23 protein-coding genes are annotated in these 24,458 nt (G+C 36.1%); all 23 read right to left on the bottom strand.

What is annotated here, in order from left to right:
• Nucleotides 1-2: 2 nt before the first annotated feature.
• Entirely contained in the window at nucleotides 3-1,181 is a 1,179-nt protein-coding gene (locus tag D7322_RS26075; protein WP_121127122.1) for a glycosyltransferase family 4 protein, read from the bottom strand.
• 9 nt (nucleotides 1,182-1,190) lie between these two features.
• Nucleotides 1,191-2,510, bottom strand: a complete 1,320-nt coding sequence (locus tag D7322_RS26070) for an alginate lyase family protein (RefSeq protein ID WP_183078857.1) — start codon at nucleotides 2,508-2,510, stop codon at nucleotides 1,191-1,193.
• Between the two features lie 292 nt (nucleotides 2,511-2,802).
• Entirely contained in the window at nucleotides 2,803-4,917 is a 2,115-nt protein-coding gene (locus D7322_RS26065) for a bi-domain-containing oxidoreductase (RefSeq protein WP_121127120.1), read from the bottom strand.
• Nucleotide 4,918: 1 nt separating this feature from the next.
• Nucleotides 4,919-6,619: a DUF4838 domain-containing protein gene (locus D7322_RS26060; protein ID WP_121127119.1), complete on the bottom strand. Its 1,701-nt coding sequence runs from the start codon at nucleotides 6,617-6,619 to the stop codon at nucleotides 4,919-4,921.
• Nucleotides 6,616-7,710 (bottom strand): glycosyltransferase, encoded by a 1,095-nt coding sequence (locus D7322_RS26055; RefSeq protein ID WP_121127118.1) that lies wholly within the window; start codon nucleotides 7,708-7,710, stop codon nucleotides 6,616-6,618. The genes D7322_RS26060 and D7322_RS26055 overlap by 4 nt, the downstream gene beginning before the upstream one ends.
• Before the next feature lie 101 nt (nucleotides 7,711-7,811).
• Entirely contained in the window at nucleotides 7,812-8,249 is a 438-nt protein-coding gene (locus tag D7322_RS26050) for an acyltransferase (protein ID WP_220700181.1), read from the bottom strand.
• Nucleotides 8,239-9,420 carry a glycosyltransferase family 4 protein gene (locus D7322_RS26045; RefSeq protein ID WP_121127117.1) on the bottom strand — a complete coding sequence of 394 codons (1,182 nt, stop codon included), beginning with the start codon at nucleotides 9,418-9,420 and terminating at the stop codon, nucleotides 8,239-8,241. The genes D7322_RS26050 and D7322_RS26045 overlap by 11 nt, the downstream gene beginning before the upstream one ends.
• Nucleotides 9,421-9,426: 6 nt before the next feature.
• On the bottom strand, nucleotides 9,427-10,815 hold the full coding sequence (locus tag D7322_RS26040; RefSeq protein ID WP_121127116.1) for a hypothetical protein: 1,389 nt from the start codon (nucleotides 10,813-10,815) through the stop codon (nucleotides 9,427-9,429).
• A 1-nt stretch (nucleotide 10,816) separates the two neighbouring features.
• The gene (locus tag D7322_RS26035) at nucleotides 10,817-11,953 is read right to left on the bottom strand and encodes a polysaccharide pyruvyl transferase family protein (RefSeq protein WP_121127115.1); all 1,137 of its coding nucleotides are present in this window, start codon (nucleotides 11,951-11,953) and stop codon (nucleotides 10,817-10,819) included.
• The gene (locus tag D7322_RS26030; RefSeq protein WP_121127114.1) at nucleotides 11,940-13,397 is read right to left on the bottom strand and encodes an oligosaccharide flippase family protein; all 1,458 of its coding nucleotides are present in this window, start codon (nucleotides 13,395-13,397) and stop codon (nucleotides 11,940-11,942) included. Before D7322_RS26030 ends, D7322_RS26035 begins: the two co-directional genes overlap by 14 nt.
• On the bottom strand, nucleotides 13,398-14,606 hold the full coding sequence (gene wecC, locus D7322_RS26025) for a UDP-N-acetyl-D-mannosamine dehydrogenase (protein ID WP_121127113.1): 1,209 nt from the start codon (nucleotides 14,604-14,606) through the stop codon (nucleotides 13,398-13,400).
• 9 nt (nucleotides 14,607-14,615) lie between these two features.
• Complete coding sequence (wecB, locus tag D7322_RS26020; RefSeq protein ID WP_121127112.1) at nucleotides 14,616-15,734, bottom strand: non-hydrolyzing UDP-N-acetylglucosamine 2-epimerase; 1,119 nt, start codon at nucleotides 15,732-15,734, stop codon at nucleotides 14,616-14,618.
• Between the two features lie 89 nt (nucleotides 15,735-15,823).
• Nucleotides 15,824-16,285, bottom strand: a complete 462-nt coding sequence (locus D7322_RS26015; protein ID WP_245971479.1) for a helix-turn-helix domain-containing protein — start codon at nucleotides 16,283-16,285, stop codon at nucleotides 15,824-15,826.
• 334 nt (nucleotides 16,286-16,619) lie between these two features.
• Nucleotides 16,620-17,096, bottom strand: a complete 477-nt coding sequence (locus D7322_RS26010) for a hypothetical protein (protein ID WP_121127110.1) — start codon at nucleotides 17,094-17,096, stop codon at nucleotides 16,620-16,622.
• Nucleotides 17,097-17,411: 315 nt separating this feature from the next.
• Entirely contained in the window at nucleotides 17,412-17,789 is a 378-nt protein-coding gene (locus D7322_RS26005; RefSeq protein ID WP_147430547.1) for a hypothetical protein, read from the bottom strand.
• A gap of 370 nt (nucleotides 17,790-18,159) precedes the next feature.
• Nucleotides 18,160-19,158, bottom strand: coding sequence for a mannose-1-phosphate guanylyltransferase (locus tag D7322_RS26000; protein ID WP_121127108.1), 999 nt, complete (start codon nucleotides 19,156-19,158; stop codon nucleotides 18,160-18,162).
• A 4-nt stretch (nucleotides 19,159-19,162) separates the two neighbouring features.
• On the bottom strand, nucleotides 19,163-19,585 hold the full coding sequence (locus tag D7322_RS25995; protein ID WP_121127107.1) for an adenylyltransferase/cytidyltransferase family protein: 423 nt from the start codon (nucleotides 19,583-19,585) through the stop codon (nucleotides 19,163-19,165).
• Between the two features lie 13 nt (nucleotides 19,586-19,598).
• Nucleotides 19,599-20,078 (bottom strand): adenylyltransferase/cytidyltransferase family protein, encoded by a 480-nt coding sequence (locus D7322_RS25990; protein ID WP_241254892.1) that lies wholly within the window; start codon nucleotides 20,076-20,078, stop codon nucleotides 19,599-19,601.
• A 130-nt stretch (nucleotides 20,079-20,208) separates the two neighbouring features.
• Entirely contained in the window at nucleotides 20,209-20,706 is a 498-nt protein-coding gene (gene wecB, locus D7322_RS29205; protein WP_317125751.1) for a non-hydrolyzing UDP-N-acetylglucosamine 2-epimerase, read from the bottom strand.
• Entirely contained in the window at nucleotides 20,661-21,326 is a 666-nt protein-coding gene (wecB, locus tag D7322_RS29200) for a non-hydrolyzing UDP-N-acetylglucosamine 2-epimerase (protein ID WP_317125750.1), read from the bottom strand. The genes wecB (D7322_RS29205) and wecB (D7322_RS29200) overlap by 46 nt, the downstream gene beginning before the upstream one ends.
• A gap of 74 nt (nucleotides 21,327-21,400) precedes the next feature.
• Nucleotides 21,401-21,922: a 3'-5' exonuclease gene (locus tag D7322_RS25980; protein WP_121127106.1), complete on the bottom strand. Its 522-nt coding sequence runs from the start codon at nucleotides 21,920-21,922 to the stop codon at nucleotides 21,401-21,403.
• A 50-nt stretch (nucleotides 21,923-21,972) separates the two neighbouring features.
• A complete protein-coding gene (locus D7322_RS25975) occupies nucleotides 21,973-23,100 on the bottom strand; it encodes an MraY family glycosyltransferase (RefSeq protein ID WP_121127105.1) in 1,128 nt (375 codons plus the stop codon).
• Nucleotides 23,101-23,361: 261 nt separating this feature from the next.
• The gene (locus D7322_RS25970; protein ID WP_121127104.1) at nucleotides 23,362-24,456 is read right to left on the bottom strand and encodes a glycosyltransferase family 4 protein; all 1,095 of its coding nucleotides are present in this window, start codon (nucleotides 24,454-24,456) and stop codon (nucleotides 23,362-23,364) included.
• Nucleotides 24,457-24,458: the final 2 nt, after the last annotated feature.

Below are 24,458 nucleotides of genomic sequence, written 5' to 3'. Positions count from 1 at the left end.
AGTTAAATATATTTTAACATTGTTGCTGCCATCTCTCTATTTACGGTATCACGTTTGAAGCGCTCGATGAAACTCACTCTATTTATTTTCTTATACTGATAAATATTCATCTTTTTAACGAACTCCTCAACATTGCATGGTTCAAATAAAATAGTGTTTTCAATGTTATCTTGTACAAATTCAGAAGCAAATCCTCCGACACCAGCAATTATGGGCAATGGAAAAGTTGCTAACTCAAATAATTTTGATGGCAAAACTTTTTCAAATGCTCTGTAGTTATTGAGATGCACAAATAAGAAATCAGCTTTTAAATATATAGCAATTAGCTCATCTCGTTTAACTGGAGCTCGTAATTCAACATTTCCAACATTTAAACTTTCAAGCTGTTCCTCCAGTTTTTCTTTTGCACCACCATCTCCGATAATTAAAAATTGGAAACGTCCTTCTAGCGCCTTAGCTGCCTCTGGTATAATTTTGTGAAGCCCCTGTCCTTCACCAAGATTTCCAGCATATACAATTGTTTTTACGGGCTGTTCCTCTCGGTTAATGGGTATTTCACTATTATTGGCATCAATAAAGATATTATCAACTCCATTGGGATAAAAAGAATATATCGCTTGTCTATAACGACTAAAGTATGATTTAAAACCGCCAGAAATAAGATTAATATGTTTGGCATAACCAAAAGTCCGCTTTTCTATTCGCTTTATGATCGGAAGAGCTATCTTTTTCAGAAAACCGTCTTTAAGAACATCCTCTAATGTATCATAAAAAATATCCCTAATATCCAAATAAAGCGGTATATGTTGTTTTTTTGCAATTGTATAACCAAGATATGCTGTAAATAAGCGAGATGAAGACGCTATAACCAGATCATATTTCTTACCTTTAGCTATCTTTCTCGCTTTTGAATAGTATTCTCTAAAGGAGAGGATCTGATCCTTCATCCCGCTCTGATGTTTCGGAATTGCCACGCGATGAATACTGAGATTTTCATATTGCTCATATGCAAGAGCATCCGCTTCAAATGAACTATATCTATTTGGCAATGTGGTAATCACTTCAATATGTATATCCTGACCGGCTTGGCCTGCCAATTCTTTGACAAGAGGGCTATTCCTAAAGGAACCAGCACACAAATCTGGTTCAAAATAAAATGTTAAATATAATATTCTCTTCATTTGAATCTTTCAAAAATGGATTGAAGTATTTAGGCTTTTAGAAAATGAAGCTACTAGGCGTTTTGCAATATGGTAATTATTATATTGATCAGCAAACTTATATTCTTCTAGTTTTATATCATGTGCTCCCACCATAACAACCTTTATCCTGCCATCAATAATATATGTTGAAGCATCAAACTTTTCAACCGTTCGAGTCGGATGCAGATGAAAAAAAGCTGTTGCTTCTGCTTCAGAAGAAAGAAAATCCTCAATCTCGATTCGATCATCTTTAAATCCAAAAGACCTTTTATGTGCAAGATTTAATTTGCGATAACCATCATGGGAAGCCACTAATTTATTTTCAGTCTCCGCTAAAACTGTCGTATTGGCGCGTGCTCCAACCCTAAACCCTCCCCAAACCTCAGATTGGTTTTTCCCTGCCACAACAATAGTGTTATGCGCGGAGGTAGACCTTTCTAGATCCCGACGGAAACCTATTTGATAGGTGGAGGTACCTTGTTCAACCAGTAGTGGCTGCCGATTGCTATATAATATAAAGCTCAATGAATCCGCATGAGCATGCCCTGGCTGATAGTCTGCTCCTATAGGCCCTACGTCTACTTTTATCTCGTAATTTTTGCCTTTGTAGGTACGGTATCCTGATTCCCCAAGCGCAATATCCACTGTATTCACACCACACCTTGTCGCATAAGCCAACAGATCTTCCGTTTTCATAGCAATTCCATTAGCCGCGTCGTTAAATAAAGGAATATCACCATTTTCAAAAGAAATCTCAATCAACCAGCTTTTCATACCTTCTGCAATCTTTCTAAGGAAAAACTCAAATTTCTTATCCTTTTTGGGATAATTTTCGTACCAATCCAATAATTCCAAAGTTCGATAAAAGATAATTTGATGATACATAGGGCTCAACTCAAAGTGCCCCCCATCTTTTAATATTTGTTCTGACAACTGGTTTTGAAGGATCTTAACGGCTTTAGCATGCCAATTTTTATTATTAAAAAAAGCGCCACCAAGACATAATGCGAATGCATTTTCCAATAGATGATTTCCTAAAATATGATACTCATAGTTTTTACTAAGATAATCCAATTCCTGACAAACAAATTTTAAAAAATCAGCATTTAAACGGTTTGAATCTAATACAAAACGGATAATATTAATACTTCTGAGAGAGACAGGATAGGGTTCTAGCTTTCGCTTTTTACTAATAGAAAATTTATAAAAATCTTCAATAAGACGTTCCTTCTCGTTAGTAGAGATATCATTCTGTTGGAGATAATCAAAATACTCTAAATTGTAGTTCCATAATTTACCAAAATCCATGAAATTCCAATTTATTTCGTTCTGAAAGTGCTGTTCAAGATTTAGAAAACAAAATCTATTATTCTGCAAATATTTAACAGCTAATTCGCTTTTGCCTTTAAACTGTAGCGACTGATAATTAATTTCATGCGCCCCCCCTTCAGTGACGTTCGTCGAAGGTCGTGTCCTATATACTACCTGCCAGTATAGTTGTGAAAATTTCAGATGCTTTATTGTATTATACAATAAAATGAGTTTAGACATCATAACAAAAGATCAACAGTTAAATAGAACCAAAAAGAAAAACCACCAGTTATAACTCGATCCATTTATTCTCTTTCAAACTCTCAATCGCACCAAAAGAAGCCTTTGTTGTATTAACTAAATCCTCCATAGAGATAAGTGGCGCTCCTCCATTTTTTACTCTGTCAATCAAAGCTAAAAATTGATTTGTATGACCTTTATCCAATTTCGTTTTCAATTTCGAAAAACCTCTGGTTCCAAAACCTTCCGTAACCCTAAAATTATCCATTATTATTGTCCTCTCCTGAGAGAAAACCTCTACTCGTTCCTTTGAGTAAGACTTCGAACCGTTGGCAAAATAATTTATAACACCTGTTGAGCCATTCTCGAATTTTAACAGAATTGAAGCATTGTCTGTATTCTCTTCGGGGTTTATACCCATCGCATTCATACATACTGCTTTCACCTTGCTGCCAGTTAAGTAGGTAATCAGATCAATATAATGGCATGCTTCACCGATGATTCTTCCCCCACCTACTTTCATGTCATGTACCCAAATATTTGGAGGAATAGCTCCGGCATTCATAGTAGCAATAACATTCATCGGCGAATCCCCAACAATCTGTTTAATTTTCTGAATATGTGGAGAGAATCTCCTGTTGAAACCAACGGTAACATTTTTTCTTGTTTGCTTTTGAACCTCTATGATTTCGTTCAACTCATCCAAATTCAACGCCAAAGGTTTTTCGACAAAAACATTCTTCCCTGATCGCAATGTCTCGATTACCATCGAAGCATGTAAATTATGTCGCGTTGTGATAAGTACTAAATCTACATCAGAATCATCTAATATAGTCTTATAGTCTGTCGTTGAATTTGCTATACCATACTTTTGAGCTAACGAAGTTCCGGTTACCCCCCCATTACTCGCAATGTACTTATAATGGGCACCACTGTTCTTAAGGGCAGGCATAACTGTCATCTTCGTAAAGTTACCAGCACCAATAATTCCGATTACACCCTTAGAAGATGAAAAATCAGCATTTAATAACGCTATGTTCCGTTTCGGATTTAACTCTGTCTCTTCCTTATATTTAAGAATGGATGCAATCGAACTGCTACTTCCAATCTGTCCATAAATTTTCAAATAATCTGGTAAATCAACGATCTCTGTAATCATTTCGTTTACCCGAATCCGTTGGGAGCTAATAGCTTGTAGAATCGTTTCAAAGTTTCTTTTCTCTGTCCATCGAACAAAAGGTAATGGATAATCTATTCCTTTTTGTTCGTAATCTTCGTCATAGCGCCCAGGCCCGTAGGAACATGAAACCTGAAAAGACAACTCTTTTTCATAAAAATCAGCACGGCTAATGTCGAGTCCAATTACTCCAACCAAGACAATCCGACCTCTTTTTCTGCTCATCTTCGCCGCTTGCGAAATAATTTCGTTATTTTTTGCTGAAGCTGTTATAATAACGCCATCTGCACCAACACCATTTGTTTGGTCTTCAACGAACTTAACAATATCACCTTTTATTGGGTTAAATGGAATTACTCCCCATTCTGCCGCCATTGCCAATTTACTCTCATCAATGTCCGAACCTATAACCCGGCAACCATTAGCGACTAAAAGTTGGGCGGTAATTAAACCAATTAAACCAAGGCCTACAACAACTACAGTTTCACCTAATGTCGGATTTAACAGTCTTATCCCTTGAAGACCAATTGAACCTATAACAGTGAAAGTTGCTTCATCATCCGAGACATTCGACGGAATATGAGCAACAAGATTCTTTGGTATCGATACAAATTCGGCATGATGACCATTCGAGGCTACGCGATCGCCCACTTTAAAATCATTAACACCTTCCCCTACAGCAATAACCCTACCTACGTTACAATAACCTAACGGAAGTGGTTCTCCTAACTTGTTAAAAACAGCTTCTAATGTCGGTACTAATCCTTCCGTTTTAATCTTGTCAAGCACCTGCTTTACTTTATCGGGTTGCTGTCTAGCTTTCTGGATCAAATTTGATTTTCCAAACTCGACTAACATACGCTCTGTACCTAAAGAAACAAGTGACCTAGTGGTTTGAATAAGCACGCTCCCCCTTTTTACCTGTGGCGCGGGAACATCTTCTAATATAGTTTCTCCTGTTTTAAAGGATTGAATTATCTGCTTCATACTAATATTTTATTGCTTTTTTATAAGATCTGTAGAAAACGTCATTTATTTCATAACGTCTAAGTTTTTGAAGGCTATTTTCTATCTCATTTTTATTAACCTTATTTTTTGTTATAGGGTTGCTTATATTATTGACATAATAATAATTGAGACATTGAAAATCAAACATCTCCTTCAAATATTGTATCCTTTCTTTATACTGCCCATTTTCAGCATTCTTTAATGCATCATTTAGGTAACTAAGAGAGCGTGCATAGTTGTCCTGAGGGATCTCCTTTAAATAAGATGTGTCAGAGAATGCCAGCCATATTTTCCGCTTCTTCCACCAGGCAGTCTTCTTCACATCCACGGTCCAAAAGTTTTCCCAAACACCATAAAAAGCTTTCATTGACTTCGACGATCTCGTACCAAAAGCTTTAGTGTACCAAGTATCAAGCAAATTTTCGCTCGGTATATTTGGATCCCATAAAAGTTTTGTTAAAAGCCATCCCTTGGGTCCGTCAATCCAATTCGGATAGAATTCCGCATAATAATGTCTTACATTATTTGCAGCCCCTCTTTTTATATAATTATCTAATGTTTTGAAATATGGTCTTGGAACCAAATAATTTAGCCCATATATATAATCATACCATCCCACTTCCTGTGACACGTCTTTCCAATCTTTCAACATCATTAGATCTGACTGTGCTGATTGCCCATCAATCCATTGCAACCGCTCGAAAGGGATAAAAGGGACAACGTTCTTGGCCAACTTAAAACTTGGAGCATCACCAACATTTAGATAAGCCAGTAAACCAAAAGTTTTATTGGGAACTTCCTTATTTACATTATTAACAACGTTGTTAACCCATTTGTAATAAGAATCAGAAAAATTTGTCAGCCCCGCCTTCGTCTTGGATAAGCCAACAATACGCGTATCAAAACGATAAGAATCGTTGATACCTAGGGAATAGGAACTTGCTGTTGGATTCTTTCTAAAAAATGCGATAATCTCCTTTGAGGCATACTCCGTAATACCTTTAGCAGAAAAATTTGGTTGCCAATTGCCATTAGATGAAAAATTTGGCATCGCCTGCTGTCCTTTATAGCTCGCAATGAAGTCAACATTTTTTGAGTTCTGAAATAGAGTATTCATATTATGATGGAACTCGACTCTTCTTCTTAGCTTATTTCTTCTTGCCCATTCTCCCATTTTGCTCCCTTTTTTCCCAGGATCTAGAGGAGATAGTTCTCTTGTTAAGAAGAAAGGCTGTTCAATTTTCACAGAGCTCGGGAAAAATGTAGAAATTTTTGCGGGTAAATCCAGCCATAAATCGGAAGGCATTAACCAGCAGACGCCTATGACATCCTCAAGGTAACCGTATATACCAAACTCAGTACCAATTTCAGAAATGCCAGAAATCAGAACCGTTCTATTATCAATTTTCTTGATAACAAATCCATCCGAATCGCTAAGATTCGACTTTGCAAAAGAATCTCCTGTTTTGATGACAATATTAACATTATCATTAGATGTTGACTGACTACGTTGAATTCTAAGAGTTGGTTGAATTTTCTTTAAAATAGTAGTCATTTCTTGAACAGCCCCAAGAATATTTGTTGAACTATTCGGATCAACAACAATATTCACCGACTGCTGAGACAATACAGTCATGGGCAGAAAACACAAGAACAATAATACATTCACCAAATTTTTCATAGCGTTTTATCTAAAATTAATTGGATATATTGATTCGCTCGCTCGCTCGCCTTCAGAAAGAAAGAAAGTCGATTTCTTCCCTTTTGGATTAATTCTTCCTGCAGGCTTGAATTTTCATAAAGTTGTATTATTTTATCCGCGATATCATCGGGATTAATAGGGTCAAAATATATGGCAGCATCTTGACAGATCCCTCTTGCAAATGTTAAATCTGAGGTGATAATTGGTTTTCCCATTTTCATTGCTTCCGCATAGGATGCTGAAAAACATTCCAACAGTGTCGGTAGAAACATGAAATCACTTTGCTCATACAATGATGGACATTGATTTATAGCAACTTTGCCGAGAAAGATAGTATAATTTTTATGTGACTCACTAATCTGTAATTCACTTTCATTGATCGTTAAGACAAATTTAAAGTTAAAATACCCCTTATTTATCAGGGATTCTATTACTTTCGGGATAATAGCTAGGTTTTTATGTAAATAATTAGCTGAAATTGTTAATAAATAGCAATGCTTAGAATCCCGGTAACGAATTGATCGGTCCCAATCTTTGGGAATATCATAAATTTGATGGTGATTATTTGATACTGTAACTATTTTTTTATCAAACATCTCCGCTAATTTGGATGTCACATCCTCGTTTTCCGACACTAAGACATCTGAATTATTCTTAAAATCCCTTAAGTGAAGAGTTTCCTTTATCAACAATATCAATCGTTGTTTAAGGGATAACATTCTAAAAAAAGGGGATTCTTTATATACATAATGGGGTTTCGCATATCCACAAATATGTTTGACTTTTGGTCTCCAATAACTTGGTCCAAAAACAGTGAATACGCATTCGATTTTCTCCTGTTTGACGATTTTGTCCAGGAAACTATTTGAAGAGAATAGTGAAGGCTTTATATTATATTCAATGAACTTAATATTTAAGGGAAATATCTTTCTGTCAATTTGAGATAATATTTCAGTAGTACAAACAATTACAATATTCTCTTCACGAGAAGTAAGTTCGTTAATGAAAGAGTGTGCTACTTGAATCCCCCCCCCAAGTCTAAGATTGGAACAATTAATTAAAAAATTCATTTTTAGTCCTTTCTAATATATTCAGAGTCCATATATTTCTTCCACTTTTCAGCTTGCTCAGACAACTTACCGACGACGACTCCCGGATTCCCAATAACAATTCAGTCATCTGGGATCCGCCCCCTTACAACCGCTCCCGCTCCGATAATTATATTATTCCCGATTTTTGTATTAGGCATTATAATCGATTTTTTCCCTATAAAAACATTATTCCCAACTTCGATTCCCCGCACTAATGCAATATCATTTTTGGGAATAACCCCTCTCGCTATCTCCGCAGTTGTTATACTGTAATCATGAGTTAAAAAATGGCTATGATCAGATACAACAACCCGCTCACCAAGCGTAATCAAATTAAAATCATCAAATTCAACATGAGCCCCAATATATCGAGGTGTACCATTAAATCTCATGCCCTGTTTTTCCAAAAGTGGCACATAGAATTTCATGTACAAGCGATGGTTAAAATATGCAATAGTGAGAATTAGCTTTTTTTGAGTATGGAAAACTATCCTTTTTAATATACGTTTAACTTTCATAAAATTTTCGAATTTTGTCAAACCAAAGCTTAGAAGTATAGTTATTTAAAATAGTCTTCTTTGCATTATCTTTTATTAAAGCAAATACAGTACCGTCTTGTGTAATTCTCTGCAATGCTGCAGTTATTTCTTCAGATTTTGCAGGTTCAAACAAGAGCCCATTTTCCCCATCTTCAAGAACCTCTGCAAGTCCCCCAATATTTGACGCTAAAACTGGAACACCTAAATACATAGATTCAAGCATTGTAAGAGAAGTTGCCTCAATGTAGTCTCCTACAGGTACGGAAGGAATTATAGATGCGTATGCATTCGAAATCAATCTGATAGAGTCGACATGATCCTGTCTCCCCATTAGCTTAACCTTCTGTTGTAAATCATTATCATTAATATACTTCTCAACTCTCTCCCTCTCTGGCCCTTCCCCCAAGATAATCAACCCGTAGGACGGGTCTAGTTTATTAAAAGCATTAAATGCTTCGACGCCATAAATAACACCATTTTTTTCTTGTAAATGACGAGCGATAACAAAGTATTTTTTACGCTCGAATTCAATATCTTTTTTTCCTGCTGCATTTTCAATCATATCCAATTGCCCAACGTCAACAGCGTTAGATATATTTGTTACCTTAAAATGTTTATCTAACAATTTATTGGCCAATTGCACTTGAAGCGTGTCAACGCCGATAATTCCATCCAAGGTCGTTGTCATTCCAATATCTAATAATTTACTTAAGCTAATCAATTCATTATTACCCTTATGGGTAATTTTAAATTGTTCATAAAACGGAGCATGGAGTGTTTGGATGATCTCAAGATCTCTTTTTTTGTCTGCTCTTTTTATAATGGAAGCTGCGATAGCAGTATATTTATCATGGCAATGAACAATTATCTTTTCCGTATTGACAGTAGCAATTTCGCTCTCCAATCGCGCTGCCAATTTAGAGATAAATGCCACAAAATATAGCGTTTCAGCGGTATGTTGACCTAAAAATATCTTATTAGCGATTTTATTTAATTTAAGCAGAATCAACGACTCTTTTTTTAATCCTAAAATAGTTCTGTAGCTATAATTGGATTGTGAAATTTCAGAAATTAGGTGTCGTAGATGCGTACCAACTCCACCACTCTCCAAGCTCCGATGACTACTAAAAACTATAACCGTTTTATCCATATTTATTTAATTTATATTTTTAATAACAAAGTATGAAAATGACAACAATACTGTCACTAAAGCTACCCCTCTACCATATTTATAGAGCTTGGCTTCTATTTTATTCATTGGTCCAGATTGCTGAATTGCCAATAACATTAAATATATCACCATAAACATCAACCTATGTCTCGATTGAAGAGAGACAAACGCAACCATCGCTGCAGAAACAAAAAACCATATAAAAATGGGTTGATAAAGCTTCATTTTGTAGGTACGATAAATCCCCACAATTATAATTGGGAGCACATAAATCCAGAGGAAAATGGTTATCCCATAAAAAATTGCCGTATAATCAGTATATAAAGGCACAATTGATGATGAATATTTGGTACTTACACGAAAATTTCGGACATCTATTCCCTTGAAACTTATTGGAGAATATATTTGTGAGAGTACCCTTAATGGATAACCCGCAACCCCCAGTTTGTAAATGATTACTGTATTCTGATCTTGATCTACTTTTTCAAAGAAATTTTCCTGGCGCGAACTACTTAACTCGGAAAAGCTTTCTACTTTTTTATTTCCCACACCAAATCTCGAAATGGAATTAATCAAAATACTTGATAAGGCCAAAGAGCCAAGAATCAATGCTACAGATAGCATAACTGCAATACTAAAAGTTGTCTTTGAAGCCACCTTCTTAATTCTAGCGGGGCTATATAACCAATAGTCTAAGAAGACATAGAATAAGAGAAGGAGACAATTCGCTCCCCTCAACACGAAAATTAAAAAGACACAAATTAGCCCAATTAACAGATTTTTCTTATTTCCAACTGACTTGAATTTCTCGTAGTTAATCAAGAAAACAAATATTAGCCCATAAATCAAAGCGTCTCGATAGAGATGAACTAAAATATCTTGAAAAAGATAGTTTAAAATTACAAAACAGAATAAAAACTTTAGGCTCACCGAAAAATCGAATTTCACTTTAATATATCGCACCATCATGGCAATAAAAAAAGCAGAAATCATCCAATTTAGAATTAATACATTCAAAAAACTGAAGAGTCCCAAAGGTTTTAAGAACAGGATGAATATTGCAAGAATACTCTCATAGGGGCGAAAAATATCTATAAAGTTTGTCTCCGATAAATTTAATGCTTCGTTAAAGAAAAAACTATCATCTCCATAAGGTGCGTGAAATTCGTTATAGTTGCTATAATAAGTCCATGCATACAGCAAACCTAGTAGAGATATAACATTGAACACAAGGGATATTTTCCTATTACCTTTTCCGGCGAGCAAAACAATCACATTAGCGAATAACAGGACAATGCCCGATTCGGGACTGCCTAAAATTAATGTAATGAGAATGTTTACACAAAAAATGAAAATGGTAACTAAACTTTGCATATTATAGAAGCTTTGAAATTCTAGATGTTAAGTCTTCAAACATACCATCACCAATATTGATCAATTGATTATTTGTATCTTCAGACACGATTGTCTTATCCTTTGCAATGGCAATCAAGTTGACCAATTTTTCAAGTTGAAAAGGCTCCTTCAGTATACTTTCATTACCATACATTTGATTCGGTACATTTAGTTTCGGTTCTATTTCAAGTGTAATAAATGGAATATCTAAAAGTGCAGAAAATATCGCTCCATGGAATCTAGACGTTATTACCAAGTCGTAGGTTTTCATTCGATCAAAAAAACCAACTAGATTGTTACTACTTGGATCCCAGCTCCAAAAATCCAAATTATCAAGACCTCTAAATTTTTCTTTAAGATTACTATCCAATTGGTCACAAAAGAAAATTAGATCGAAACGTTCTTCCTTCTTCAACGAAATAAGTTGTCTCAAAGAAAGTAAGAGTTTCTCATGATCAACGTTGTCGTAATGCCAATCTCGCAGAATAATTGCGTTTTTTTTAATATTGCCAAATTTTTCCGGGTTCGCTTCAACAAGAATCTCTTTAAAAAACCTGTTATAGCATATATCGGTTCCTTTAGTAATTTTACTTAAGAAAGCCTCCGGAATATATTGAAATGAATTGCTATCTCTCACATAAAGATGTTCCGCCTCTTCTAAAACATTCAAAAATTTTGCGTATTCTGCTGTCTCTTTTGAAATGAACGGACCAAATCCTATTCCCAATAGAAATTTGTGATTGGATTTAACTTCTTTCTTTGAAACATGCTTTTTTAAGCTTTTAAAAAAAGACAGCGGATTTAATAAAAATTTAAAGCCTTTTTTTATAATACTGGACTTCTTTTTATCTTTAGTAAAGTGAAAAAACTGTGTACCACCACCATATATAATTACTTTAGATTCAACAGAATAATCCTCAAAAGTATCGACAACGTCATAACTCAGTCCCTTCAATACGTTTAAGATCAATTTCTTATCATAAACCACAAGCAATGGTGTTATATTCGGAAATTTTACATTCAACCATTTTATAACATTCCACATAAGGGCATCATCTCCAACGTTCCCACCTCCATAACCACCTATTACTGTAATTTCATTCTTAATTACTTTCATTTTTTATTCTTATAAATTTCTTATATACAATATATACTACCAGACACAATACAATACAAAAAACTATAATCCTAATATACAAGGTATAATTCTGTAAACAAAAAATTGCCGACGACAGTAACAATAGCCAAATCAATAGGGAATCAAATCCTAGGATAGAATTTTTAGGGATTAAGTTTCTCTTATTAAAAATTGGGAAAAGAACCAATATGTTAAGCGAATATGCTAAAGTGTAACCAATAGCCATTGTAGTAGAATCAATTCCAACATAGAAATACACAAATGTCACCAGAGAAAGCCCCCAAATCAAATTACTGAATAAGCTCCACCATTGTAGATTATTTACCGCAACAATGCGAGTAAGGCCTTCTTTAAACATCATTATTATTGTAAAAAACAAAGCTACAATAAAAGTTGGTCGAAACTCCATCACTTCATATGAATCACCAAACATCGAATGCCCTATTTCGAAAAAATAGATTAAAGGCAGGGATATCAAAATTGACAGGTACCATGGAAATAAAAGATTAAATCTTTCAATATTTACATCTGTTTTATTTTCATTATCCTTTTTACTTGCCAAAGTTGTCAAAAGCGGTCCACTAATCATACTAGCCATAACCATGACTATATTATTAAATGTAAGAGCTGCAGTAAAGATTCCCATTGACTTGAAGCCCGCCGAGCTTATCAAAATTGTATCGCAGATCCATTTAATAGGACTCACCATTAAGCCTGAAATAAACGTTGGAAGACTATAGGTATAAAGAATGGAAAATCCCTTTTTTACGCTTAAAAAGCTAAATGTTATATTATTCTTAGCAAAAATATCTTTAATAAAAAAAGAGCATAAAATGCATATTAAAATATAACTAACTAAAAAAGCAATCACTGCACCATGGACGCCAAAATAAATAGCTCCTAAAATATAAAGAGGAAAACATATTATTGACTGAATAACATTTACCTTGGCAATTTCCTTAAATTTCTGAAACCCTTGCAAAATCCCAATCTGGATTCCATTTAATGAGCTAAAGAAAAGAATTATAGAGCAAATTTTCAAATCAAACAGCAATTGGGGAGCTTTCAAAGTTACGCTCAACTGCTGCGAAAAAAGGTAGAAGAGTACGGAAATAAGAATTCCCATAAATATTCCGAAGAAATAGGTCACATTGATCGTCGTTACAACCATATTTCTATCTCGGTGCATATATTCAGAAACAAATTTTGTCGCTGTCAACCCGAGTCCGAAACCGGAGAATGTCGCAAACATTAAAACCGTATTTCTTATTATTCCAAATTCTCCGTACGAGGCACTACCGAGAATTCTACCTACTAAAATCCAAACAAGAAATAATAATCCTTTTGACGCAATAGCACCTCCTACTGACCAAAAAGAATTATTAATCAATTCTTTCCATCTGGGATTTTCAATCTTTAACATTTATTTTCTTACCCCACAAAAGTCCAACACAATTTGATCCGCTTTAAAGTTCAAACTTTTAAATTCCTCATGAGCAACCAAAAGAGCAACTATATCAGCTTTTTCAACAGCTTCTTTACAGTCAGTTAGTTTAAAAACCTTATGTTCATGAACATTTGGTTCAACAATATACATGTCAGCATCACCAGAATCTTGTAAAACTCGCTCAGCTATATGAATTGCTGGAGATTCTCTTAAATCATCAATATTAGGTTTAAAAGCTAGGCCCATAATCGCAATAGAAGGTTGTCGCCCATTTTTAATCTCAAATTCCAATCGCGCTGTTTTAACTTTTTCAGCACACCAGAAAGACTTATAGTTATTTGTTTCACGAGCTTGGGCAATCATACGCGATTCCATAGGAAAATCCGCAGTCAAGAAATAAGGATCCACAGCAATACAGTGACCACCAACACCACAACCGGGCTGCAATATATTAACACGAGGGTGCTTATTCGCTAGACGAATTAAGTCCCATACATTAATATCTGCTTTATCACATATTAACGACAGTTCATTCGCAAAAGCAATTTGAGAATCTCTAGAAGCATTTTCAGTCAATTTACACATCTCCGCGGTACGTGCGTTTGTCGGGTGTAATTCGCCTTTTACAAACTGAGCATAGAATCCCAATGCTTTTTGAGTGGACGCCTCATTAACACCTCCAATTACACGATCATTATGAACCAACTCATACATCACATTACCAGGAAGCACTCGTTCTGGACAATAAGCTAAGAAAATTTTCCCCTCCAATTCAGGTCTCTTTGAAAAAATGAGTGTCATCATTTTTTCTGTAGTCCCAACGGGAGAAGTAGATTCTATCACATATAAATCACCTTCTTTTAGCAATGGGATAATTCCTTCTGTTGCAGCTTGTACATAAGAAATATCCGGCTGATGGTCTCCTTTAAAAGGTGTTGGAACGACAACTAAATAAGTATCTGCTTCAATAGGTTTTGTCCCTGCTTTTAGATAACCATCTGCTACAGCCTTCGCTACAGCTTTATCCAAATCCGGTTCTACTATATGAATTCTTCCCGCATTGATTGTATCCACCACATGCTGTGATATGTCTACACCATGAACAGCTATACCACTATTGGCTATTAATGCTGAAGTAGGCAATCCAATATATCCTAGACCAACTGTTACTACTTTTGCTTGCATTGATATAATCTATTTTAAGTTTTTAATAAAATTTACAATTCTTTCACAGGCTTTTCCATCCCCATATGGATTATGTAATCCACTCATTTTATGGTAGCGATCATCATTGTCCAATAGGTCTTGTGCTTCAGCAACGATCTTTTCAACATCCGTTCCCACCAAAATAACAGTACCAGCATCAACAGCTTCTGGGCGTTCCGTTGTATCACGCATCACCAATACGGGCTTACCAAGACTTGGCGCTTCCTCTTGAACACCACCTGAGTCCGTGATGATCAAATATGACTGATTCATCAACCAAACAAAAGCTGGATAGGCCAATGGGTCAATTAGATGAATATTACTAACATCGGAGAGAATCTCGTATACAGGTTTCTTTACATTAGGATTTAAATGCACGGGATAAATCACTTGTACATCAGGATTCGACACGGCAATGTTTTTAAGGGCTTCACAGATATTAATAAAGCCTTGTCCATGATTTTCTCTTCGGTGACCAGTAACAAGCACCAACTTTTTGGAAGGATCTAAAATTCCCCTCAATTGATTAATCTCCTCGTTCTCTAAATCCTTTACACGTCTAGAGCTATCAAACAACGCATCAATTACAGTATTTCCTGTCACAAGGATATCTGTATCTTGAACATTTTCACGCAATAAATTCTTACGAGAGGCTTCCGTCGGGGCAAAATGAAAGTCACAAATCCGACCAGCAACCTGCCTATTTATCTCCTCAGGAAATGGTGACCGTTTATTATGAGTACGAAGTCCCGCCTCAACATGACAAACTTGAGCCCCTGCATAGAAAGCGGCAATACTTGAAGCCATTGTTGTTGTAGTATCTCCGTGAACATAAACGTAATCGGGTCTAAAATCTTCTAATACAGCTTTCATCTTGGTTATAATATCAGCTGTCAATGAGTATAGATTCTGATTTGGCTTCATCAAGTTCAAATCATAATCTGGTGTAATATCAAAGAACTCAAGTACCTGATCCAACATTTCTCGATGTTGGGCAGTAACACACACTTTCGTCTCAAATGTCTGGTCTTTTTGAAACTCTTTCACCAAAGGAGCCATTTTGATAGCTTCTGGCCTTGTACCGAATACAATTAAATTCTTCTTCATATAATTTAAATAGTGAAATTACAAACTATGCTTCTAGAAATTGGTTAGTTATTAAAAATCAATTTTTAGTAAATGGTGTTTTCTGCGCATCACTTAACAAATAATATCACTTTACGTTGTATATTAAAATTTTCAAAGCTAATTCCGATTTCTTTTCCCAATTTTTCCGCAACCTTGTCCGCTAACCGCAATAAATATGCCTGATTTATATTTTCGCCCAAAATTAACACATCTATTTTCCCTGAATCTAACCCTTCTGCATAATCGCCAATTAGGCTAACTTCCTGAATATCTCCTGATCTTTGTAAAACGGAGTCGACAATTTCATCTATCCCTAAATAGGCATGAATTAATTTTTGAAGAGGTTTAAACAACGAATGGTTAGTATTTGCACGATACATTATTTTGTTTTTATCTGTGCTCTTTTCTAAATACCCAGCATCTGACAATTGATTTAATTCCTTGCGAATTGCATTCGTAGATTCCTGGAACTCATCAGCCAAGCCACGCAAATGCCCATGATTGCTAGCAGAAACAAAAAACTTAATCAACAGTTTGAGTCGGGTCTTGGAAGTAATTAACGAGTCCAGCATCGATTTAGCCTTAATGAGTAACAAAAGTACTCAATATAAATAAGCTATGCAAATGAATAAATTGTTAAATAAAAAAGACGAATCATTTAGATCGGGCCACCCTTTGTTAGGTATTGATTTGAAAGCATTGGTGATTAAAATTCACGTGGAACATCGAATTTATTGGATATAAAATTAGGTTCCTTGTAAAAAGCAGCCCGTTAAAAAAATAAAAACAAAAGCTATTTTGAGCCGATTATGCAATTGATTGGAACTATCTAGTTTTGAGTACGCTATTAAAGGGAGACGGCAATCAGACCTCATCGTTCTTATAAAGGTCTGAAATGTGCAAAATTGCCTTAAATGATTTAGAACGACTTTCTTCAAAATTCAGTACTCCGGAAATATATACACGCCCACCTGTTAAATCTGCAATTTTTGAAGTCGTTCTATTGATCTTAAAGCGAACAGAAACATCGGATTTAGTACTATCTTTCCTCTCAAATGGAATAACCAAGATCTGTTCCAGATTGACATTGAGTGCAACATGTAAAGGCCGGACTTTTCTTATAACTATATTTTTTAACCTATCATCATTACGCTCAGCCTTGAACACAAAAACACCACTTTTTGAGTTTCTATCACCACTATATTGCCCAGAACGCTCCTGAAACATATAATTGACCGTCATGCTCACCACGCTATTAAAACGTTGTTTCTGTTGCTTTTTACTGATAAAAAAATAAACGGCAAATAATAATAAAACACATATTGTTATGACAAGTATCATATATGGATTAAGTTTATGGTCAACTGATTTTATTGATTTACGTCAAACAAATATAGCGATGTCTATTTATTATTGACTTAAATGAGATACATATGTGATAAGTAAAAAGCGGAAATTTTTACAAAAAAAAGAATAATCAACTAAACACACCCATTTGCTATATTATTAATAAATAGTTTTCTTAAAAAACATCAACGAGATGGATAATTTCAAGATAAAACACAAGAATTAACACATTAATTACAGAAATGATCATCAATCTAGACGCGTATCTTTTTCTGATGACATCAAAGTAGCCCAGAGAAATAAAAGAGGTCAAGCCTCAGCTTTCTGATAAAGATCCGAGATAAACACTGTTGCAGTAAATGATTCTGGTCGCCCTTCTTCAAAATTTAGCACGCCAGAAATACTTACACGGCCACCTGTTAAATCTGTAATTTTTGGAGTCGCTCTATTGACTTTAAAACGAACAGAAACATCAGATTTTGTATGATCTTTCCGTCCGAATGGAATAACCAAAATCTGCTCCAGATTAACATCCAAAGCCGAATGTAAGGGCTTTACCTTTCGAATAACAATATTTTTTAGTTTCTCATCATTCCGTTCGGCTTCGAAGACAAATACCCCACTTCTGGCATTTCTATCTCCACTGTATTGCCCAGGCCGTTCCTGAAACATATAGCTTATAGTCATTCCAACACTTCTGTTAAATCGTTTCTCAAGCTGCTTTTTCCTCCAAAAAAGATACCCGCCTAAAAATAAAAAAATAAGTATAACTATGGTCACCATATCAATATGTTGGTTAAAATTAAATGACTAAGTGTTGCATACAAAGGTGCTATTAAACACTAACCAAATATCGGATATTACTATTAATTCAACATTAAATCGACCAGAGACAAATAGGGGACATTTGAGAATATCCTTCAAAACAGCAGCACACAGAGGTTAACTTTGTATTAACAACGGTGTTTTATGAAAACAAGATTTAATAACAAGGACAACCTGGAAATAAAACAGCCCGAACAAAAAAATGATCAGGCAGCTTTATTTCTCTATTACGCTAGTCAATCAGTTTGGACTGATGACGTTCTAATGTATTGTATATTTTTTTGACGTCCTGTGACTTCTCTTTCTGCAGCACAAGAATGGCATCTTTAGTATGAACAAGTATACTATCCTTTAAACCTACAAAAGCAGTATAAACATCGGTACCGATCACCATATTTCCATTCTCGTCAACCGGATGGCCAGTCTGCTTTAGATAATCGTACATGGATTCAAAGGACCCCAGATCGGACCATTGAAAACTTGTCGCAACTACGCGAATTTTCTTCGATCGCTCCATAACGGCATAGTCAATCGAAATCGATGGGATCTCCTTGGACAAGGCTAGATCAAGCTCCCCATCCTGGTGATGCTGCCAGGCGTTAAATGCCGTTGCATAGACCTTGGGTTCGAAATTCTGTAATTCGCTCAGAAAAGTATCCGCACGGAAACAGAACATTCCTGAATTCCAGAGGAAATTGCCCCGCTCAATAAAATCTTCCGCTGTATCCTGATTGGGCTTCTCCCGAAAAGATAACACCTTATCATCTTTGTATTCAATATAACCATAACCCGTTTCAGGTCGTGTCGGATGAATGCCGAAAGTAACGATATAGCCTTTATTTGCTTTTTCAATACCAGCTTTTATTGCTTCTGCATATTCTTTCTCCCCAACAATAACATGATCAGATGGCGTTACAATCAAAATATCATCCGGCTGAGCTGCAAAGGCTGCAAAGGCAATTGCCGCAGCGGTATTACGTGGTGTGGCTTCAACAATATCGATATAGTCTATCTTATTGTTTTCCATCACCTCCCGGCTCAGACCATGATTATCACGATTGCCTACGACAATGACCTGACCGCACAAGGACTGATTGCGCTTAATGGTCATTTCAAACAAGGACCCCTCTTTGAATAAAGAGAGATATTGTTTGGGATAGCTCTTGCGTGAAAGTGGCCATAAACGACTCCCTACCCCACCTGTCAAAACAACATGGATAACTGTACTCATAATATTATTTTTTCTCAGCCTCCTTATCAGCTACGACCTTGCGCAGCCCCGTACTCGAAAAACGATGTGTACGTTTGTTATAATAGATCTCGATATTTTCTTCCACACAATACAGACGGCCAGAAAAATCTTTATCTCGATACTCCTCGCCAATAATACGCATATGGATTGGCAAAGCCTTGATCATATCAATAAGATCTTGCTCTGTCTCATAGGGTATAATCTCATCCACATAACGACAGCCCTCCAATTGGATATAACGTTCTACGATGGTCTGCGTAGGCTTCGCTTTTTCCGGAGACACCTCCGAAGGATCGGTATTCAGGCCAACGATTAAATAATCACAATGGCGTTTTGCTTCTTCTAACATCATAATATGGCCGGCGTGCAAGAGATCAAATACACCGAAAGTTATTCCTATCTTCATTTCGTTATCTTCTTTAAATTGTTGATGAGAGGTCTGATTTTAAAATGGATTCCTCTTCCAAATTGGCATTGGCCACTATCTTTCTTAATCCTGAACTGGAAAAACGGTGGTCTCTGCTATTAAAATATAACTCAATCCCCTTTTCCTCGCAATATGCCCTCCCGGTAAAGTTTTTCTCCCGGTATTCATCCCCAACGATACGTACATCAATATTAAAAGAACGGAGTACATCCTCCAGATCTTGCTCCGTAGCGTAAGGAACAATCTGATCCACATATTTACAGCCTTTGAGCTGGATATAACGCTCGACCACGGTCTGCGCCGGCTTGTTTTTCTCCGGCCGGTCCAATGTTGGGTCGGTCTGTAGGCCACAGATCAAAAAGTCGCATTGGCGTTTGGCATCTTCAAGCATTTTGATATGCCCCGCGTGCAAGAGGTCAAACGCACTGAAAGTAATCCCGATACGCATTCCTTTGGCTGGAATAGTAATCATAGTCTAATTGAATATTAAAAATTTATAATAAAACGGCAGTACACCTATACCAAAGATAAAAATTAAAACATGATGCTACCTTCTTTATACGAAGATTTAACGAAAAAATCATGCCAAAGAGGGTTGTTAACTAGCTTATGTTCTTAATAAAACTCACTATTCTTTCGGATGCTTTGCCATCTTCATAAGGGTTATGCAATTCACTCATATCTCGATAACGATCGGAATTAGACAATAAGTCATTGGTTTCCAATACTATTTTTTCCTTTTCTGTCCCAACCAGTATCACAGTACCTGCCGCTATAGCCTCTGGTCGCTCTGTGACATCACGCATAACCAGCACAGGTTTACCCAAACTAGGCGCCTCTTCCTGAACACCTCCAGAATCAGTGATAATGAGATAAGATTGACTCATTAGCCAAAAAAATGCAGGATAGGACAGAGGCTCGACCAAATAGATATTGCTTATGTCAGAAAGAATATCATACACAGGCTTCCTTATATTAGGATTCAAGTACACAGGATATATAATCTGTACATCATCGTTGGTGACGGCAATCTCTTTCAATGCTTCACAAATATTTATAAAGCCCTGACCATGGTTTTCTCTTCGATGCCCTGTGACCAAAATAGTTTTTTTGAAGAATCAAGAATATTCTTAAGAGTATTTATTTCTTTATTTTCAAGGCCCTTAACACGTTCAACGCTATCGAAAATCGCGTCAATGACTGTATTTCCAGTCACAAGAATATCTCGTTCCAAAACATTCTCAAGCAATAAATTATTCTTTGCCGATTCAGTTGGCGCAAAATGGTAATCGCAAATTCTCCCTGCCACTTGTCGGTTCATTTCTTCCGGAAAAGGTGACCGTTTATTATAAGTTTTCAACCCAGCTTCAACATGGCACACCCTTGCTCCTGCATAAAATGCAGCAATAGCCGAAGCCATTGTTGTAGTTGTGTCTCCGTGGACAAATACATAATCTGGCTTATATTCTTCCAAAACGGCTTTTAATCCAATGATGATATCTGCGGTGAGATTATAAAGATTCTGCCCTTGCCGCATTAGATTTAGATCGAAATCAGGTCTAATGTCAAAAAAATTCAGCACTTGATCAAGCATCTCACGATGTTGGGCTGTGACACACACCTTTGTTTCAAATGAGCTATCAGATTGAAAGGCCTTCACAAGTGGAACCATTTTTATAGCTTCTGGTCGAGTGCCAAATATGATTAAATTTTTTTTCATAAAATAAGTTTTTCAAGTATCTAAAAATAGAAACTTCGCATAAAGGCTGTATGTCTTATACTATATTTTGGTATTTATACTACTGACGGAACATCAGCATGCCTAAGATACAGATGCGCACAACCGCGAGCATCGGAAAGTGCCTCATGGTGGTTAAGCTCAATTCCCAACACTTCACAACAGGCATTAAGTCTAGCTGGCTTAAAACCCTTCTCCTGATAGATCTTGAAGGTACACTCCCATTTATCCATGAGACCTAAGCTATCATAAGCTAGATTATAATAATTCATAGTCTTGCGCAAAACTCCTCTATCAAATAGCTCATTGTGCGCGACCATAATTCGGTTATTGATCAATGGAAGAATACGAGGAAACAATTCTTTAAATGTCGGCGCTTCAGCCGTATCCCTTGGTCTGATTCCGTGGACACGTGTTGTCTGCCACATATATTGATTCTGAGGAGGCCGGATCAGCGAATAAAACTCTTCAACAATAGTACCTTGCTCCACCACCACCAGTCCAATTGCACACGCGGAATTTTGATTGGCCGTGGCTGTCTCGAAATCTATCGCTGTAAAACTTAATCCTGATCGCATGTTTACTTCTCCTTAAAGTCGAGGTAAAATTAACGGTTTTTTAGATCATATCAAACCCCTGTGTGCAACAAGCTCTCCTGCTTCTCTTTCTTCGACATTTCGATAATTTTCGTATCCTGAACCTGGGCAAGTTTGACTTGCGGAGCAAGCTTTCGGCCGGCGTTTTTCCGCGCTTTCAGCATCTGAATGCGTCGACGGCGGATAGTATGTTCCATTTCACCTTTAATATGATAATTATTAAAGATATACTGCTTTATTATCAGGTAAAATGCACTCAACCCAGAAAGTGTCGCAATCGCAAAAGACCACTGTACAGAAGCATCAAACTGAACAATATAAATAACGGACGCGCCGAGCACTAATTGAACTAGACCATATACAGTAGAGACCAATAGGCTGCTATGACCAACTTCGTTGCTTAACATGTGCAATAGAAATGTACGGTGAGGCTCAAAAATATGGTATCCCTGATATACACGGCGCGCTACTGACCATCCGATCTCGATCCCATATACCCCCAGAAAGAGGATATAGGTAAAATCGCCTGTTTTTAGGATCAATTTTCCCAGGGCAAACAATAACATAAAAGAGAGTACGGCAGGTCCCACATCTCCAGCAAAACAAGCCGCTTTCTTACGAAAATTAAAAAATCCAAAAACGATTACCCCCAATAAAGTATAAATTAAAAAATCCTGTTCGATATAATTAATCTTCGTATTCACATAAACTAAAAGTCCTCCCATTATCAACGTACAAAATGCGGTCATGCCATTGATCCCATCCATAAAATTGTAAGCATTGATAACTCCAATGGTGAATACAAAAGCCAAAACAAGGTAATACCAGGGATAATTGAATATACCGAATTCATACACCAACAGCAAGACTGACGCGAAATGCACTGTCAATCTTGCTGTTGGGTGCACTCCACGAATATCATCCAAGAATGAAATATAAGTTAAAAGCGTGAGCCCCAAAAAGAACCAGGGATACTCAAAATCGTTATTTATAAAATATATAATTGCAGTGACATAAAAAATAATGCCCGCCCCACGAATTGTCACTTTCGTATGCGAAGAACGCTCGTTAGGCTTATCAATTATATTGAACCGATTAGCAACTTTTAAGTAAAAAAATTCTAAAGCGAAAAGGAATATAAGGGTAAAAATATAGATCATAAAATGTAATTAGTGAGTCAAATAAAGCTGTGCAAATATAATAATATTAAGTTTTATTTAACAAACGATAACCACAGTATTTTCGCTACATTAAGAAAATATTTTTTTATCTTTTTATGTATTGCTCGTATTGAAAATATGCTTTTGCCTCAAGACTATCTTCGGTTTGAATGAATTAGCAAACAATTCTAATCCAAAACAATAGATAAAAGACTAAAAAACAGGAAATTAAAAGATTCTATAAAATAGAGAGTTACTGGATCAGCTTAACACTTTCTTCTCGATTTCTACAAATAGCCTCTGTTCGGAGAAGTTATTTTTCACAAACGTAACACCATTATTACCATGCTTTTCTCGAAGTTGCGGATTTCTATAGTAGTAATCTATTGCATCGGCAATCTGATTTGGAGAAATTTCTGTGTATATACCTGTTACGTTTTCCTGAATAGCATTAATACAACCCGTACTTCGAGTTGTGACAATAGGTAACCCACTGGCAGAAGCCTCCAATATACCCACTGGAAAACCCTCACGATACGATGGTAGAATAAAGACGTCCATATTATTATAATAAGGAGCAGTATCTTCCACAAAGTCAAAAAAATGAATCGAAGGACAGTTCTTTATTTTTTGGAGGGTTTCTTCTGGAACAGCATCTCGTGCTTCCGCAGGTCCAATAATATGAAGAGAAACATCGTCTTTGCCTGCTGCAAATCGCATCCACCCCTCTACCAACTCAATTATGCCTTTATCCCTAACAAGCCGACCAACATACCCAACTACAAAGTCACTATTTTGTTTTGGTCTATATTGAAAACGTTGTATATCTATTCCACTACAGGTTCCTTTTCCCAATAAAATATTTTTGGTAGGATTATTTAGTCTATAATCGCTTGATACTCTTTCCAAAGACTCACTTACAACCACTATATCCGTAGCTAATAATCCTACAAACCTTTCAATCAGGATCAACAATTTCTTTTTAAATCCTTTGGCAGTCTCAAAAACAACTCCGTGCCTGAAAAAAACTCTTTTTTCCACTCCCGCTAAATAAGCTGCTGTCATTCCTATTAGCCCACCCTTTGGTGAATGTGCTACTACAATCGGAAACTTTTCCTTTCTTATAAACCTTGTCAGTCTTATGATAGATAGAAAGTCCTGTATTGGTGAAATCTCTTTTAAAACAGGAACTGGGAAGGCTTTAAATCCCTTTTCCTTGGCTTGCTTATATAGATATTCATCTTCTGTGCACGCCACTGTAAAATCATATCCTTTTTTGGAAAAATGTGAAAATTGATTTCCAAAAAAGTGGTTCAACACAAATGATACGTTTATGACATGTAAAATCTTCTTCATCT

Origin of the sequence: Sphingobacterium puteale, from assembly GCF_003627955.1 — a bacterium.
GTDB lineage: Bacteria > Bacteroidota > Bacteroidia > Sphingobacteriales > Sphingobacteriaceae > Sphingobacterium > Sphingobacterium puteale.
This window is presented reverse-complemented; position numbering and strand designations above follow the sequence as displayed.